Here is a 14,321-nt window from a genome sequence, read left to right as displayed (position 1 = left end):
GCGCCGCCGCCGTCCGTCCCGCCCTCCGCACCACCGCCGCCCCCGGCACCGCAGTCCCGGCCGTCGCCTGCGCCCTCGTCGCTCCAGCCGCTCCCGCGGTCCGAGCCCAGGACGCTGAGCATTCCGGCCATCGGTCTCGAAGCCCCGGTCATGGGACTGGGCCTGGACCGGCGGGGGCAGCTCACCACCCCGCCGATGGACAAGCCCCGGCTGGCCGGCTGGTACCGGGGCGGGCCCGCGCCCGGTGAGGCGGGCACCGCCGTGGTGGTCGGCCACCTGGACACCCGCAGCGGCCCCGCGGTCTTCGCCGGACTGAGCACGCTCAAGCCCGGCCAGCCGGTCGAGGCCCGGCGCGCCGACGGACGCACCGCCGTCTACACGGTGGACGCCGTCCGCATGTACGAGAAGGCGCGCTTCCCCAGCCAGGAGGTGTACAGCGCCAGGAACCGCCCGGAGCTCCGGCTGATCACCTGCGGCGGGGTGTACGACAAGAAGACCGGCTACCAGAGCAACGTCGTCGTCTTCGCCCACCTCACGAAGACGTACTGACCTACCGGGTACCGCCCGGCGCCGTCCGTGGCAGACTCCAGCGGTGATCTCGGAGACCGGACACCACCCGCCCGTGCCGGACGACCTCCCCCGGTCGTCCGGCACGGGCGCGGGCGCGCGACGGGTACGGCCGCGGCATGGGTGACAGCACCCTGTGGGTGGCCGCGCTGACGGCGGGGACCGCGGTGCTCGCCAGCTGGGTGACCAGCCGCGGCACCGCGCGCGCCGCCCGCATCCAGGCCGACGCGGCCGCCGCGACCGTACAGGCGGACGGTCTGCGCGCCGCCCGCCGCGCGGCGTACGTCGACGTCATCGAGCAGGCGCAGCGCATGGGCGACCTGTACTGGAAGGTGACCGACGCGCACGGGACCGAGGACCCCGACGAGCGCCTGGCCGCCCTGCGGGAGCTGCGGGTGCGCCTGCGCGGGGAGTACGCCGTGCTGCGCCAGCGGGTCTGGGTGGCGGACCTGGAGGGTCCGCCGGAGGTGGCCTCGGCCGCCGACCGGCTGCGCCGCTCCACCAGCGACCACTACCGGGCGCTCGGCGCGATGATCGCCGGCGAGGAGGGCGCGGGTCAACGCTTCGACGACTGCTACGCCCCGTTCTGGGAGTCGGTCGTGCACTTCGTCGGCGTCGCCCGCACCGCCCTGCACGCGACGCGCGTCTAGGACCGGTCCGCCCGTTCCCGCGTGTCCTGCGGGTCCGGCGGTGCCGCGCCGTCGAGGGACGCGAGCCAGGCGAGCAGCAGCCGGTTGACCTCGTCGGGGCGTTCCTGCTGCACCCAGTGGCCGCAGCCCTCGACGAGGTGCGAGGAGACCAGGCCGGGCAGGGTGCGGGGGAACGCCTCGACCGCGCCGGCCAACCAGGCCAGGGAGGCGTCGCGTTCACCGGCGACGAAGAGCGACGGCTGTACGACGGGGGCGCCGTCGAAGTCCGCGAGGTCCTCCCAGTCGCGGTCCATGCTGCGGTAGCGGTTGAGCGCCCCCGTGAACCCGGTCCGCTCGAACTCGGCCGCCACGAAGTCGAGTTCGACGTCCGTGAGCCAGGAGGGGCGGCGCGCGACGAAGCGGTCCGCCATCCTGCCGCCCTCCGGGACGAAGAAGACGGAAGCCTCCCCCTGCTGCGGTCCCGTGTCACCGGCCAGGGTGGCGTAGAAACCGGCCAGCCAGCCCCGTACGTCCCGCTCGATCTCCGCCTCCGCGCGGCCCGGCTCCTGGAAGTGGCCGACATAGAACTCCTCGTCCCCGCCGATCGCGGCGAAGACCTCGCTCGGCCGCGGACCGCCCCGGGGCGCGTACGGCACGCCGAGCATCCCGACGGCGGTGAAGACGTCGGGCCGCAGCAGCGCGGAGCCGGTGGCGATGGTCGAGCCCCAGTCGTGGCCGACGATCACGGCGCTCTCCTCGCCGAGCGCGCGGACGACCGCCACGTTGTCCCTGACATGGGCACCGATGCGGTACGCGGCCACGTCGCCGGGCGCCGAGGAGCGCCCGTAGCCGCGTACGTCGACGGCCACCGCCCGGTAGCCCGCCGCGGCGAGCGCGGGGAGCTGATGGCGCCACGAGGACCAGAGTTCGGGAAAGCCGTGGACGAGCAGGACCAGCGGGCCGGTGCCCTGTTCGACCAGGTGGATGCGGGCGCCGGGCACGTCCACGAGGCGGTGGCGGGCACCCGGCGGGGTGATCGGGTCGGTGTCCTGCGGCATGGGCCCTCCTGGGGAAGCGTTCTGCCGCCGATCCTGGCGGGACCCGCGTCGGCGGGCGAGACGCCTTGCCGTTTCGGCAAAAGCGGCCCGGGACGGGAGCGGGGCCTGCGGGAGGGGCGGGTTCACGCCACTCCTGGGGCCCGGGTGGCCCGGGTGAACCGGACCGCGCGACGGCACGTACTGAAGGAGGGCGTTCACCTCGCGGGAACGTCCGCGGAAGTGACGCTGTGTCAGGACAGTCGCACGGGAGCGGTGGATGAGGCACGCACGACGGAATGTTCAGCGCATCGCGCGGCTCGCCGCCATCGGCGGGCTGGCCTGCGGAGGGCTGATGGTCACGCACGCCGTGGCGAGCGAGACGTCGGGCGATCCGCGCACCCTCAATGCCGAGACCCGGGCCGCGCGGACCGGGCAGGAACTGGTCGCCGACCTGGGCACCTCCCGCACGGCGGGCAGCTGGATCGACGCCCAGGGGCGTCCGGTCGTCGCGGTGACCGACGAGGAGGCGGCGGCCGACGTGCGCGAGGCGGGCGCCGTCGCCAAGGTCGTCGACCACACCATGCGGGACCTGAAGTCCGCCACCGACGCGCTGAAGGAGGCGCCCAAGGTGGCCGGCACCTCCTGGGCGATGGACTACAGGACCAACCAGGTGGTGGTGCGCGCGGACAGCACCGTCTCCGCGTCCCAGTGGGCGCGGCTGAGCGCGGTCGCCGAGAAGATCGGCGCCTCCGTGCGCATGGAGCGGACGAAGGGCACGTTCACGCCGCGGCTGAACGGCGCCGACGCGATGTTCGCGGGTTCGGGACGCTGTTCGGCGGGCTTCAACGTGACGAACGGGCAGAACGACTTCATCCTCACCGCCGGCCACTGCGGCCCCGTGGGCACGACGTGGTTCTCGGACCAGCAGGGCGGCAAGCAGGTCGGGGACACCGTCTCCGGCTCGTTCCCCGGCGGCGACTTCTCGCTCGTGCGCTACGCCCCCGGCACCACCCTGAACGGCGCCGACGTCGTGGCCGTCGGCGGCGGCCAGGGCGTGCGGATCGTCGGCGCGGCCGACCCGGCCGTCGGCCAGCGGGTCTTCCGCAGCGGCAGCACGACCGGCCTGCGGTCCGGCCAGGTGACGGGGCTAAACGCCACGGTCAACTACCCCCAGGGCACGGTCACCGGGCTCATCGAGACCACGGTGTGCGCCGAGCCGGGCGACAGCGGCGGCCCGATGTTCGCCGACGGGCTCGCCCTGGGCGTCACCTCGGGCGGCAGCGGTGACTGCACCAGCGGCGGTACGACGTTCTTCCAGCCCGTGACGAAGGCGCTGGACTCGCTCGGCGTGAAGCTGGCGAGCGACCCCGCCGCCGCGGATCAGGCCGCGCCCTCCGACGGCAGCGGCGCGGCCGGCGACGACGACGCGGGCGCGGCGGTGCCGCCCGGCACCTCCTCCACCGCCCCGGGCGGCGCGGCCCCGCCGGGCGCCATGGGCCCGGCGCAGACCGTCCCGCAGGGGCGGACCGACAGCACGACCTCGGCGCTGGAGCGGCTCGGCGAGTACCGCAACCTGGGGCCCGGCCTGTTCGTCATCGCGGGCAGCCTGCTCGCCCTGGTGGCGCTGCGCATCCGTTCGGAGCGGGGCCGCAGGCGCTACCGCAACCAGTACTCGCAGAGCTGGGGCTGAGCGGGGGCGCACCCCGCCGGGAGCGTTCACCGAGGACATCGTTTACTGAGGACATGACGCGCCCCAGCCAGCCCACCGACCGTGCCCCCGTCGTCGTCGGCACCCCCGGCTCCTTCGCCCGCAGCGTGCTGGACGAGCGGCACCCGGCCCTGATCGAGCGGGTCAGGCGGGCCACCCCCTACCCGCCGGACCGGCAGCGCGCCCTGGACGCGCTCCTCGACGAGATCACCGGGGGACCGATCGGGCGGCTGGACGACGACGAGCCCGGCGCCGGGGCCTGGCGCGACGAGCCGTACTACGGGCAGCGCTGGGCGGACGTGCCGTTCCTGTGGGCGGAGAGCTTCTTCTACCGCAGGCTGCTGGCCGCCGTGGGGTACTTCGCACCGGGCCCGTGGCGCGGCATCGACCCCTTCGCCCCCTTCAAGAACGCCGAACTCGCGGGCGCCGGGGTGGACGACGAGCTGTCCGCGCTCGACCGCCTCGCCGCTCTGACGCCGGCCGAGCGGGACCGTACGCTGCTGCTCTCCTCCCTCTGGGGCAACCGCGCCGACCTCGGCTTCCGGCTGTCGGCGGGGGAAGCGGGGCTGGGCGACCGGGTGCCGGGGCTCGTCGTCGACGACTCGCCGGCGCTGTGGAGCGTCCTCGCGGCGGGCGAACCCGGCACGGTCTGCCTCGTCGCCGACAACGCCGGCCCGGAACTGCTCCCCGACCTCGTCCTCGCCGACCACCTGCTGGCCACCGGGCGGGCCGTCCGCGTGGTCCTGCACCTTAAGCCGTACCCGTACTACGTCTCCGACGCCACCACCGCGGACGCCCTGGCCTGCCTCGACCGGCTGACCCGCGCGTCCGGGCAGGCGGCGGAGGTAGGCGGGCGGCTGCGGCGGGCCGTGACCGAGGACCGGCTGGTCCTGCGCGCCCACCCGTTCTCCTGCGCGCCGCACCCCTACGACCGGATGCCCGCCGACCTGCGGGAGGACTTCGCGTCCGCCGCCCTGACCGTCATGAAGGGCGACCTCAACTACCGCCGCCTGGTGGGCGACCGGCACTGGCCGGCCACCACGCCGTTCGCCGAGGTCACCGCGTACTTCCCCGGCCCGGTGGCCGCGCTGCGGACCCTCAAGTGCGACGTCGTGACCGGGCTCGCACCCGGCACGACGGCCGAGTTGGACGCGACCGCGCGCTCCTGGCGCACCAGCGGGACGCACGCCCTCGTCCAGGTCAGCGCCTGACCGTCGCGGAGCACGTGCCGCGGCGGACGGCGCGCGGCGGGCGGACCCCGGACCGCCCGGGGTCCCGGAGGAACGGCCGCGGGCACCGCATACCATCACCGTGATGAGCAGCCGGACGCCCCAGCGAGCGCGCCGCGTCCTCCGCGACGCGGGACCCTGCGCTGCCCTGGCCGTGCTGCTCGCGGTGCTGGTGGCGTGCCTGGGGTACGTACCGGCGCACGGCCGGACGGCTCCCGCCGCACCGGCCACCGCCGCGCCGGTCTTCACCGTCTCCGTCGCGCACGAACGCCTCGGCTCCCCCGCCGAGCACGACCGGTGCTGCGGTCTGCCCACCCGGGAGGCGCGGGCCGTGCTGCCGGTGGGCGCCCACCCCCTGCCCGCGGTGGCGCCCCGGATGCCGGTCGCACCCCACCCGGCCCCGGCGGCACCCGTCCGCATGCCGCCGCCAGCGCACGGCGCCCCAGACCTCCACATCCTTCAGGTGCAGCGGATCTAGACCGACGTCCCCACGACGTCCGTCCGACCCTCACCCACCGCCGCCCGGACGAGCCGGCACGGCGGGGACAAGGAACGCATTCCCATGAGCAGAACCAGCAAGAAGTCGGCCGCCACCGCCCGCAAGGCGCGCATCGAGGAGATGCGCCGCGCCGAGAGGGCCCGCGAGCGCAGGAACCGGATCCTGACCGTCGCGGTCAGCACGGCCATCGTCGTCGGGCTCGTCGGCTTCGGCGCGTACTACATCAACGACGCGAACGAGAAGGACGAGCAGCAGCAGGCGGCCGCCAAGAAGCCGGTCAAGGGCGAGAAGACCTGGGACGCCAAGAAGCTCACCCAGAACCACGTCACGAAGTCCGTCTCGTACCCGATGAACCCGCCGGTCGGCGGCGACCACCACCAGGCGTGGATGACGTGCGACGGCTCGGTCTACGAGAAGGCGATACCGAACGAGAACGCGGTGCACTCCCTGGAGCACGGCGCCGTCTGGATCACCTACAACGACGACGCGGCGGACGCCGACGTGAAGACCCTCGCGGACAAGGTCGACAAGACGCCGTACACGCTGATGAGCCCGGTGAAGGACCAGGCCGGCGCCCTCATGCTGTCGGCCTGGGGCAAGCAGCTGACCGTGGAGAAGGCCTCGGACCCGCGGGTCCAGCAGTTCCTGACGAAGTACGTGCAGGGGCCGCAGACCCCCGAGCCGGGGGCGGCCTGCACCAACGGCGTCGACGCAGCCTGAGGTACGGGCGGTGCCGGGCTCCGGGCGGAGCCCGGCACCGCCCCGCGTCGTGATGCACCCGCGGGCCGGTGGGGGCCGGTCGCGCAGTTCCCCGCGCCCCTGCCGGGGCCGGCCCAGCCGGGCGACGCTCAGCGGTCCGGCAGATGCGCCCGGCGTGGGAGCGGTCCGGGTCGTGGGCCTTCGCGCATCCTCGTCCTCGTCACCCACCAGCGCACGCGAGCGGCGGCGGCGCGGGGACGTCGCTGTCGGCCCCGGCGACCTGCCGGCGCGCGGGGACCTCCGTGCGGTACGCCTGCCTGACCTCGGGCACCTGGACCCTGCGCCGGGACGGCAGGACCGTCGCGACGGGGTCGCTGCCCGGCGGCCGGGAGACCCCGGGGCCGGGGACGTACGAGGTCAGCGGCACGGTGCACGTCCGGTCGTCGCCCGCCGGTGTCGATCTGGGCGGGACGGTCCGCACCACCCTGACCCTCACCGATCCCAAGCCGGTCGCCACGCACCGCATCGAGGTCGACCGGCGCACCCTGCGCCCGCACACCTCGGCCACGCTGACGTACACCGTCGCGCGCGACAGCGACGCGGGACACGGCAGCGCCGTCGGCGCCTGTTCGAGCGTCGTCTCGAAGCTGGGGTACTGGATGCCGCGCGGCCAGAGCCTCCACACCGGGGGCATGCCGGCCGGCCCGACGGTCACCTGCCGCACGTCCGACGCCCGCACGCACTGACGGGCCGGCCCCTCAAGGGACCGGCCCGTGACAGCGGTGCGGCGCTAGGAACGCGGCGGCCGGTCGTCCTGACCGGACCCGCCGAACTGGTCCCTGAGCTTGTCCTGGGCCGTGTCGACGTGCTTGCTGTACTTGCCCTGCGTCCTGTCGTCGACCATGTCGCCGGCCTTGTCGATCCCCTTGCTCGTCTGGTCCGGGTGGCCCTTCAGCATGCCCTTGATCTTGTCCATAACGGACATGAGACATCCTCCTGATCAGTTCGCCCCTACCCCTCCAGGGTCACCGCAGGAGGCGCGTTCCGCATCCGGGAGGGGATCGGGCCGGCCGGGGGCGGCCCTCAGGACTGCGTACGGCACTCCGGGTGACCCCAGCCGTCGGGGTTCTTGGCAATGGTCTCGCCGGCCGTGTACGCGCGTCCGCAGCGGCAGCGGCCGGGGAACTTGGCCTTGAGCGTGCGGGAGGAGGAGGCGGACCCGGACGAGGAGGACGACGCGGCGGACGCGGACGACGCGCGCTTCTTCGCGGGGGCCGCCTTCTTGGCCGCCGTGGACTTCGGCGGCTCCGGGGAGCCGTGCTCGCTGCCGGCCGGCTTCTGCGCGACCGCCGCCTGGCTCGCCGCGCGGTCCGCGAAGTCGTTCAGGGGGTCGCCGTCGACCTGGTGCGCGGGCACGTACCGGAACTCGACCGAGCGGCCGTCGAGCAGCTCGTCGATGCGCACGACCAGTTCCTGGTTGGCCACCGGCTTGCCCGCCGCCGTCTTCCAGCCCTTGCGCTTCCAGCCGGGCAGCCAGGTGGTGACCGCCTTCATCGCGTACTGGGAGTCCATCCGGATCTCCAGCGGCACGTCCGGGTCCACGGCCGTCAGCAGCCGTTCCAGGGCGGTCAGTTCGGCGACGTTGTTGGTCGCGGTGCCGAGCGGGCCCGCCTCCCACTCCGTGGGGGTTCCCGTTCCGTCACCGACGACCCAGGCCCAGCCCGCCGGGCCCGGGTTTCCTTTCGACGCCCCGTCACACGCGGCGATCACACGTTCAGCCATGGGCAGATCATGCCAGGGGTGCCCGCCGGGGAAGGGCAGCGGGTGCGGTGCGTGCGGATGTGCGGGTCCACCGCGGCCGGTCACGGGGGTGGGCTATGTTGAACCACCGTGGGACGTGAAGGAGGCGCACCGGTGCCATCGCCGCAGCAGGCCCGCGCGCAGGCGTCCGCGATCGGTTCGGGGAAGCCGGTCACGGAGGCGGAGGCCGCGCCCACGACCCGGCTGCGGGCCCTGTTCGACGGCCCCCGGCTCTCCCCCGGGCAGCGGCGCATCGCCCAGTACCTCATCGAGCACATCACCGAGGCGGCGTTCCTGTCGATCACGGACCTGGCGGAGCGCGTCGGCGTCAGCCAGCCCTCGGTGACCCGTTTCGCCTCGGCAGTCGGCTTCAGCGGCTATCCCGCCCTGCGCGAACGCCTGCAGTCGATCGCGCTCAGCAAGCTCGCCGGCGCGTCCGACGCCGCCGAGGAGGCCCGGCCCAACGAGCTGCAGGCCGCCGTCGACGCGGAGATCGACAACCTGGAGGACCTGCGCCGCGACTTCGCCGACCCCGAGCGGGTCGTCGAGACCGGCCGCGCCCTGTCCCGGTCGGCCCCGCTCACCGTCCTGGGGCTGCGGATCTCCGGCTCGCTCGCCGAGTACTTCGCGTACGCGGCCCGGCGCATCCACCCCGACGTCCGGCTGGTGACCCGGGGCGGCAGCGTCGCCTACGACGCCCTGCTCCAGTCGCGCGAGGCCGGCGGGACCTGGGTGCTGGCCTTCACCATGCCCCGGCATGCGCACGAGACCCTGACGGCCGTGCGGGTCGCCCGGCGGGCCGGTCTGCGCGTCGCCCTCGTGACCGACCTGGGTCTCGGCCCGCTGGCCGACGAGGCCGACGTCGTCTTCGCGACCGGCACCGGCTCACGGCTGGTCTTCGACTCCTACGCGGCGCCCGCGGTGCTGTCCGCGGCCCTGCTCCAGGCCATGACCGACGCCGACCCGGAGCGGACGCAGGCCCGCCTGGAGGACTACGAACAGGTCGCGGACGAGCACGCCTTCTTCCTCAAGGACTGACGTCCGGACGGCTACCCCGGACCGGTTCCGCAAGGTGAAATTCAGCCGTACTCGAACATGAATTTTTACATACCCTTGCTTACCGAACCGTATATATGAATACTTCTGGTCGGATCAGAATCCGGCGGGGCCGCCGAAGACCAACAGAACCGCCCCGAACCCGTCCCCCCGAACCGGCCACCTCGGAAGCGATACCCATGTCCCTGACGTACTCGCCCATCAGCACGGACTGGCCGTGTCAGGTCAAGACGCCCGGCAACCGCGACTGGGAGCGGTCGGCGGCCAAGTGGCTGCGCGAGCTGGTGCCGAGCCGCTACGCCAGCTATCCGCTGCTGATCCGGCAGCCCGTCCTGCTCGCCCGCCACGCGCAGATCCAGCTCCAGCAGGAGATCAGGGTCGTGCGCACCGCGATGCACAGCGCCCGCGCCGAGCTGCCCGCCCTGGGGATGCCGGAGTCCGTCATCGAGCACACGATCAAGCTGTACGCCGCCGAGCTGACGCAGCTGAACCACATCGCCCGGGGCGTGCGCGTGGTCACCCAGGCGCTCGTGGAGAACCAGCACGCCCGCCAGGGCCACTGACCCGGCCCGTCCCGCACGGCGGCTCCGCGCCCGGCACGCATCACATGGCACCCAGTACCCCCGTGGACCCCTCAGGAGCACACTGAGTGCCGTCCGCCGCACCCGGTGCTAGGTTCCCCACCATGAGCGAGGCACCCCGTCCCGACCGCGCGGCCGACGCCCCGGGCCCGAAGCCGCCGATGCGGGAGGCGCTGGTGGCGGCGGCGTTCCAGCTGTTCGTGGAGCGGGGGTACGAGCAGACCACCGTGGACGACATCGTGACGCTCGCGGGCGTCGGGCGCCGGTCCTTCTTCCGGTACTTCCCGTCCAAGGAGGACGTGGTCTTCCCCGACCACGAGGGCTGCCTCGCCGAGATGACCGCCTTCCTGCGCGCCAGCCGGCCCGCGCACGAACCGGTGCGGCGGGTCTGCGACGCCGCGCGCCTGGTGCTGCGCATGTACGCCGAGAACCCGGCGTTCTCGGTCCAGCGCTACCGCCTCACCCGCAAGGTCCCGGGACTGCGGGCGTACGAGCTCTCGGTGGTCTGGCGGTACGAGCGGGCGCTCGCGGAGTACCTGCGCGGGCGCTTCGCCGGCCGCCCCGACGGGACACTGCGGGCCGACGTCGTCGCCGCGGCCGTGGTCGCCGCGCACAACAACGCGCTGCGTTCCTGGCTGCGTTCGGACGGCCGGGGCGACGCGACGGCCGAGGTGGACCACGCCCTCGCCCACGTCCAGGGCGTGTTCGGACCGGACCGCACGCCCGACACCCCGGCACACGACCCCGCACCCACGTCCGCCCTCACGCCTGCGGACGGCGTGAACGGAACGGACGGCACGAACGGTACGCACCAGACGGACGACGACGTGGTGGTCGTCGTGTCGCGGCGCGGCGCCCCGCTGTGGCGCGTGGTCCAGGAGATCGAGACCGCGCTCGGCCACGCCCCCGCGCGCACCACCCCGGCCGATTGAGGGTACTCAGTGCCTTTACCTGTGACACTGCGTGCCATACCCTGAGGGCATGCGCGACGCTGCGCGCGCCTCACATTCCGGCCAGGTGCAGGGAGATGACATCGTGTTCCACCGAGGAAGCGGGACCACGACGGACGTGCTCGACCCGGGGACGGCGGCGGGGACCGCGGGACCGGCCGAGGAGGGGCTCTTCTACCAGCGCTGCCGCTGGTGCGGGACCACCATGTTCCACCGCCTGCTCTGTCCGGTCTGCGCCGGCAGCGACCTGCGCACGGAGCGCAGCGCGGGACTCGGCGTCATCCGCCACACGAGCGTCGTGCAGCGCAACACCCCGGGGGCGCGCAACGTCTCGCTCGTCGAACTGGCCGAGGGCTTCACCGTGCGGGGCCGGGTCTCGGGGCCGCTGATCGCGATCCGTACCGGCGACCGGGTCGAGCTGACCACGGTGACGGATCCGGTGCGCCGCGAGCCGGTGTTCAAGCTCTGCGACGAGCCGTTCTCCGGACCGTACTCCGCCTGGCACTGAGGCATGGCACGGCGTCGCGGGGGACACTCGTGCGGGACGGACGACGTTCGCCGGACCGAGAGCGCGGAGGGACCCCCATGGACGCCAAGGACATTCTGGTCGAGGCCTACGGCCGCATCAAGGACGAGGTGCACGCGGCCGTCGTCGGCCTCTCCGCCGACGAGCTCAACGCCCGGCCCGGCGGCCGGGCCAACTCGATCAGCTGGCTGGTCTGGCACCTCACCCGCGTCCAGGACGACCACGTCGCGGACGCCTTCGGCCTCGAACAGGTCTGGCTGTCACAGGGCTGGGCGGACCGCTTCGCACTTCCCCTCGACAAGGGCGACACGGGCTACGGCCACAGCCCGCAGCAGGTCGCCGAGGTCCGGGTGGACGCGGACGACCTCCTGACCGGTTACTACGACGCCGTGCACGAGCAGACCCTGCGGGCGCTGAGCGACCTGGGCGCCGACGACTTGAACCGGATCGTCGACGAGAACTGGACGCCTGCCGTCACCCTGGGCGCCCGCCTGGTCAGCGTGCTCTCCGACGATCTGCAGCACGTCGGCCAGGCCGCCTACGCGCGCGGCCTGTCGGCGGACGGCTGAACTCCCCCGCCCGGACCGCCCGCACACCTCCGGGCGGTCCGGGTCCGGGTCGGGTGCCCGGTACTCAGCTCCGGATGCCCGGGACCAGGCCGAGGGCGGGGGCGGCGAGGTCGGTCACCTGGTGCAGCTGCCACAGTCCGTCGAGGCCCTTCAGCTGCCTGACGCCCTGGCGGATCGTCGGGACGCTGTCCTGGTCGGCCGCAGGCAGCTGGCTCTTGGCGAGCGAGTCGAGCTTTGCGATCGGGTCCAGCTTCCCCGCGCCGGGGGCCGTGGCGGCGCTCGCGGCCGGTACCGCGAAGCCCGTGACAGCGAGGGCGAGGCCGACGGTGGCGGCAATACGTCGTGTTGAGGTCATGTCTCCAGCAACGGCCCGGGGCCGTCTTCGGACACGGTCCCGCCCGGCTCCTCACCCGGGAAGCGCATCGGCCCGGCTGCGTTTGCCGGGACCCCGGTGACGGAGGAGCCTCTGATCTCCGCTCAGCGCTGCGGGCGGTGCGTTCCTGTCCCCGTCCTCCCCCTCGGACGCCGCGTGCCGTTCGAACGCGGCGCACCCCGCGGGGGTGAGCCGTACGCACACCCGGCGCCGGGCCACCCGCCCCGCTCCCCTCCCCGCGGCCCCAAATAGTTTTCTTGTGGATAGTTTTTCGGATTACTACCTTCCTCGCCATGACGAAGACGAGTACGCATCACGCCTCCCTCCCCCTGCCCGAGGTCATCGCCGCGGCACGGGAACTGGCCCGCGCCGGACGGTGGCAGCGCGCCCTGCGCCTCCTCGACAGCACCGTCACCGCCGAGCGGCCCGAGCGGGCGGCCCTCGCCGTCGCCGCCGCCGAGATCGCCCTGGAGCACGACTGGTTCGGCGGTACGGACACCGCCGGCGCGCGCATCGCCGTCGCCGACGTGGCGCTGGCCGGGCTCACGGAACCGGCCGCCCGCTGGGACCTGGAGTTCGTCCGGCTGCGGCGCGCGTACTTCCGGATACTCGTGCGCGACGGCAGGTTCCGGTTCGGCCCCGCCGGGAAGGACCCCGCCGAGACGGCCGAACTGCGGCGCAGGAGTGAGGAGTTGTGCGGGCAGGCGACCGACGGGGTGCGCCGGGGCTGGGCGCGGATGTACCTCGGGCTGATCCTGGACAACGTCTTCGCCGAGCGGGAGGCGGCGCGTTCCCACTACGAATTGGCTTTACGGGCCGGGGAGTCGGGCGACGACCTGCTGGCCCGCGAGGCGCTGCGCCATCTCGGCGACCACGACCACGACAACCTGGACCACGCGGGGGCGCTGGAGCGGTGGAGCCGGGCGACCGCGCTCGGCGCCCGCGCGGGGAACGTCCCCGGCACGCTCTCCCAGCAGCTGCTGCTGGCCGTCCTGGCCCGCGACGGCGGCGACGAACCGGCCGCCACGGCCCTCGCCACGGAGGTGGCCCGCTGGGCGGAGGCGATGGGCGCGACCCGCCTGGCCACCCAGGCAACCGCCTTCCTGACGGGCACGGACCCGACGGCACCCCCGAAGAACAACGACTCCTGACCGAAACCGCATACGCCCCTCAGGGGCGCGGGGAACTGCGCGACCGGCCACAGACGACCCGCAGCCGACGCCACMCCCCCGGCGGGGCCGGGTCAGCGAACCCACGCGCTGTAGTCAATGACATCCCCCGCCTCCACACCGTACGCGGGCTCGTCGGCCACGGCGGTGCTCTCCAGACCGAGTACCGCACCGCTGCCCGGGTCCATGACCAGCATCCGGCGGTACCCTCCGCCGTCGTACACATAGGCCTGCCCGTGCCGCCCGAGGCGGTCCGTCACCCGCCCCGCCGACCGCAGCCCGTCCGCGTCCGCCAGCAGCCGCGCCAGCGCCGCGTTCTCGCGGGCGCCGAGGGTCCAGGTGTCGAGCAGCACCGCGGTGGCGTCCAGCAGTTCGCCGGTGGTCGGCGGGGCGTCGAGGTGCTGTGCCTCGCTCAGATAGGCGCGCAGCCGCGTGGCGTCCCGCGGGGGCGGCGACTGGGGCGGCGCGTCGCTCCAGCTCGGCGGGAAGGTCCGCTCGCTGACGACGTGCCCGTCCTCGACCAGGTGCGGCCCGCCGTCGCCCTCGTCCCCCTCGGAGAGGACCGGCCGCCCGGGCCGGCGCGGATCGGTCGCGACGACCAGCTCCGTGTGGCTGTCGTCCGCGTTCCAGCGCACCACGCGTTCCACCGGGAGCGTGATCGGCGGCTCGTCCTCCGACATGCCCAGGCTCCACGACTGCACGTGCGTGCCCTTGCGCAGGCGCGGCGACCCGTCCGCCGCGTCCCGCTCGGCCCGCTCGGCCAGCCGTTCCAGCGGTACGGGGGTGGAGTCGGCCCGGACCACCAGCGGGCGGGGCGCGGCCACGGCGGGGGCGCTGCCCGGCCCCGCCAGGAGGAGGGCGCCGGCGCTCACGGCGACCACCGCGGCCGCCACGAGCGCCCAGCCGGTCCGGTGCCGGCGGGCTCGTAC

At 74.1% G+C, this 14,321-nt stretch carries 18 protein-coding genes; 13 read left to right on the top strand and 5 right to left on the bottom strand.

Annotation, left to right across the window (positions count from 1 at the left end):
- On the top strand, positions 1-549 hold a 549-nt coding region (locus FGF04_RS05035; protein ID WP_149509995.1), incomplete at its 5' end, for a class F sortase.
- Between the two features lie 137 nt (positions 550-686).
- On the top strand, positions 687-1,217 hold the full coding sequence (locus FGF04_RS05030; RefSeq protein ID WP_149509994.1) for a hypothetical protein: 531 nt from the start codon (positions 687-689) through the stop codon (positions 1,215-1,217).
- Here FGF04_RS05030 and FGF04_RS05025 read toward each other — a convergent pair.
- Complete coding sequence (locus FGF04_RS05025) at positions 1,214-2,254, bottom strand: alpha/beta fold hydrolase (RefSeq protein WP_149509993.1); 1,041 nt, start codon at positions 2,252-2,254, stop codon at positions 1,214-1,216. The two genes, FGF04_RS05030 and FGF04_RS05025, sit on opposite strands and share 4 nt — an antisense overlap.
- Positions 2,255-2,510: 256 nt before the next feature.
- On the opposite strand from FGF04_RS05025, the gene FGF04_RS05020 reads away from it, so the two are divergent.
- From FGF04_RS05020 to FGF04_RS05000, 5 genes are all read left to right on the top strand, one after another.
- Positions 2,511-3,923: a S1 family peptidase gene (locus FGF04_RS05020; protein ID WP_149509992.1), complete on the top strand. Its 1,413-nt coding sequence runs from the start codon at positions 2,511-2,513 to the stop codon at positions 3,921-3,923.
- A 53-nt stretch (positions 3,924-3,976) separates the two neighbouring features.
- Positions 3,977-5,152, top strand: coding sequence for a damage-control phosphatase ARMT1 family protein (locus FGF04_RS05015; protein WP_149509991.1), 1,176 nt, complete (start codon positions 3,977-3,979; stop codon positions 5,150-5,152).
- Positions 5,153-5,255: 103 nt separating this feature from the next.
- Complete coding sequence (locus tag FGF04_RS05010) at positions 5,256-5,648, top strand: hypothetical protein (RefSeq protein ID WP_149509990.1); 393 nt, start codon at positions 5,256-5,258, stop codon at positions 5,646-5,648.
- Between the two features lie 84 nt (positions 5,649-5,732).
- Complete coding sequence (locus tag FGF04_RS05005; protein WP_149509989.1) at positions 5,733-6,389, top strand: DUF3105 domain-containing protein; 657 nt, start codon at positions 5,733-5,735, stop codon at positions 6,387-6,389.
- Positions 6,390-6,670: 281 nt separating this feature from the next.
- The gene (locus FGF04_RS05000) at positions 6,671-7,114 is read left to right on the top strand and encodes a hypothetical protein (protein WP_188113962.1); all 444 of its coding nucleotides are present in this window, start codon (positions 6,671-6,673) and stop codon (positions 7,112-7,114) included.
- A 44-nt stretch (positions 7,115-7,158) separates the two neighbouring features.
- On the opposite strand, the gene FGF04_RS04995 is transcribed toward FGF04_RS05000, so the two are convergent.
- Both FGF04_RS04995 and FGF04_RS04990 read right to left on the bottom strand, forming a co-directional pair.
- Complete coding sequence (locus FGF04_RS04995; protein ID WP_149509988.1) at positions 7,159-7,353, bottom strand: antitoxin; 195 nt, start codon at positions 7,351-7,353, stop codon at positions 7,159-7,161.
- A gap of 98 nt (positions 7,354-7,451) precedes the next feature.
- Positions 7,452-8,150 (bottom strand): ribonuclease H family protein, encoded by a 699-nt coding sequence (locus FGF04_RS04990; protein WP_149509987.1) that lies wholly within the window; start codon positions 8,148-8,150, stop codon positions 7,452-7,454.
- 132 nt (positions 8,151-8,282) lie between these two features.
- Between FGF04_RS04990 and FGF04_RS04985 the strand changes: the two genes are divergently transcribed.
- From FGF04_RS04985 to FGF04_RS04965, 5 genes are all read left to right on the top strand, one after another.
- Positions 8,283-9,206, top strand: a complete 924-nt coding sequence (locus FGF04_RS04985) for a MurR/RpiR family transcriptional regulator (protein WP_188113961.1) — start codon at positions 8,283-8,285, stop codon at positions 9,204-9,206.
- 197 nt (positions 9,207-9,403) lie between these two features.
- Positions 9,404-9,787 carry a hypothetical protein gene (locus FGF04_RS04980; RefSeq protein WP_149509985.1) on the top strand — a complete coding sequence of 128 codons (384 nt, stop codon included), beginning with the start codon at positions 9,404-9,406 and terminating at the stop codon, positions 9,785-9,787.
- 179 nt (positions 9,788-9,966) lie between these two features.
- Complete coding sequence (locus FGF04_RS04975) at positions 9,967-10,737, top strand: TetR family transcriptional regulator (protein ID WP_188113966.1); 771 nt, start codon at positions 9,967-9,969, stop codon at positions 10,735-10,737.
- Positions 10,738-10,786: 49 nt separating this feature from the next.
- The gene (locus tag FGF04_RS04970) at positions 10,787-11,263 is read left to right on the top strand and encodes a Zn-ribbon domain-containing OB-fold protein (RefSeq protein WP_149509983.1); all 477 of its coding nucleotides are present in this window, start codon (positions 10,787-10,789) and stop codon (positions 11,261-11,263) included.
- A gap of 77 nt (positions 11,264-11,340) precedes the next feature.
- Positions 11,341-11,850 carry a mycothiol transferase gene (locus FGF04_RS04965; protein ID WP_149509982.1) on the top strand — a complete coding sequence of 170 codons (510 nt, stop codon included), beginning with the start codon at positions 11,341-11,343 and terminating at the stop codon, positions 11,848-11,850.
- Between the two features lie 64 nt (positions 11,851-11,914).
- Here FGF04_RS04965 and FGF04_RS04960 read toward each other — a convergent pair whose 3' ends face one another.
- Positions 11,915-12,205 (bottom strand): hypothetical protein, encoded by a 291-nt coding sequence (locus FGF04_RS04960; RefSeq protein ID WP_149509981.1) that lies wholly within the window; start codon positions 12,203-12,205, stop codon positions 11,915-11,917.
- Between the two features lie 311 nt (positions 12,206-12,516).
- Here FGF04_RS04960 and FGF04_RS04955 point away from each other — a divergent pair, with 311 nt between their 5' ends.
- Positions 12,517-13,374 (top strand): hypothetical protein, encoded by an 858-nt coding sequence (locus FGF04_RS04955; protein WP_149509980.1) that lies wholly within the window; start codon positions 12,517-12,519, stop codon positions 13,372-13,374.
- A gap of 92 nt (positions 13,375-13,466) precedes the next feature.
- On the opposite strand, the gene FGF04_RS04950 is transcribed toward FGF04_RS04955, so the two are convergent.
- Positions 13,467-14,321 (bottom strand): CU044_5270 family protein (locus FGF04_RS04950; RefSeq protein ID WP_149510004.1); only part of this gene is annotated, 855 nt, incomplete at its 5' end.

Source organism: Streptomyces apricus (assembly GCF_008369065.1).
GTDB classification, from domain to species: Bacteria; Actinomycetota; Actinomycetes; order Streptomycetales; family Streptomycetaceae; genus Streptomyces; species Streptomyces apricus.
The sequence above is the reverse complement of the archived record's forward strand: the minus strand, read 5'-3'. Positions and strand labels throughout refer to the sequence as shown.

Excerpts from the sequence above, each read along its gene's own strand:
- FGF04_RS04990 (WP_149509987.1), bottom strand. The coding sequence starts at position 8,150 with ATGGCTGAACGTGTGATCGCCGCGTGTGACGGGGCGTCGAAAGGAAAC.
- FGF04_RS05025 (WP_149509993.1), bottom strand. The coding sequence starts at position 2,254 with ATGCCGCAGGACACCGACCCGATCACCCCGCCGGGTGCCCGCCACCGC.
- FGF04_RS05010 (WP_149509990.1), top strand. The coding sequence starts at position 5,256 with ATGAGCAGCCGGACGCCCCAGCGAGCGCGCCGCGTCCTCCGCGACGCG.
- FGF04_RS04975 (WP_188113966.1), top strand. The coding sequence starts at position 9,967 with ATGCGGGAGGCGCTGGTGGCGGCGGCGTTCCAGCTGTTCGTGGAGCGG.
- FGF04_RS04970 (WP_149509983.1), top strand. The coding sequence starts at position 10,787 with ATGCGCGACGCTGCGCGCGCCTCACATTCCGGCCAGGTGCAGGGAGAT.
- FGF04_RS05015 (WP_149509991.1), top strand. The coding sequence starts at position 3,977 with ATGACGCGCCCCAGCCAGCCCACCGACCGTGCCCCCGTCGTCGTCGGC.
- FGF04_RS04980 (WP_149509985.1), top strand. The coding sequence starts at position 9,404 with ATGTCCCTGACGTACTCGCCCATCAGCACGGACTGGCCGTGTCAGGTC.
- FGF04_RS05020 (WP_149509992.1), top strand. The coding sequence starts at position 2,511 with ATGAGGCACGCACGACGGAATGTTCAGCGCATCGCGCGGCTCGCCGCC.
- FGF04_RS04965 (WP_149509982.1), top strand. The coding sequence starts at position 11,341 with ATGGACGCCAAGGACATTCTGGTCGAGGCCTACGGCCGCATCAAGGAC.
- FGF04_RS04960 (WP_149509981.1), bottom strand. The coding sequence starts at position 12,205 with ATGACCTCAACACGACGTATTGCCGCCACCGTCGGCCTCGCCCTCGCT.
- FGF04_RS04955 (WP_149509980.1), top strand. The coding sequence starts at position 12,517 with ATGACGAAGACGAGTACGCATCACGCCTCCCTCCCCCTGCCCGAGGTC.
- FGF04_RS05030 (WP_149509994.1), top strand. The coding sequence starts at position 687 with ATGGGTGACAGCACCCTGTGGGTGGCCGCGCTGACGGCGGGGACCGCG.
- FGF04_RS05005 (WP_149509989.1), top strand. The coding sequence starts at position 5,733 with ATGAGCAGAACCAGCAAGAAGTCGGCCGCCACCGCCCGCAAGGCGCGC.
- FGF04_RS04995 (WP_149509988.1), bottom strand. The coding sequence starts at position 7,353 with ATGTCCGTTATGGACAAGATCAAGGGCATGCTGAAGGGCCACCCGGAC.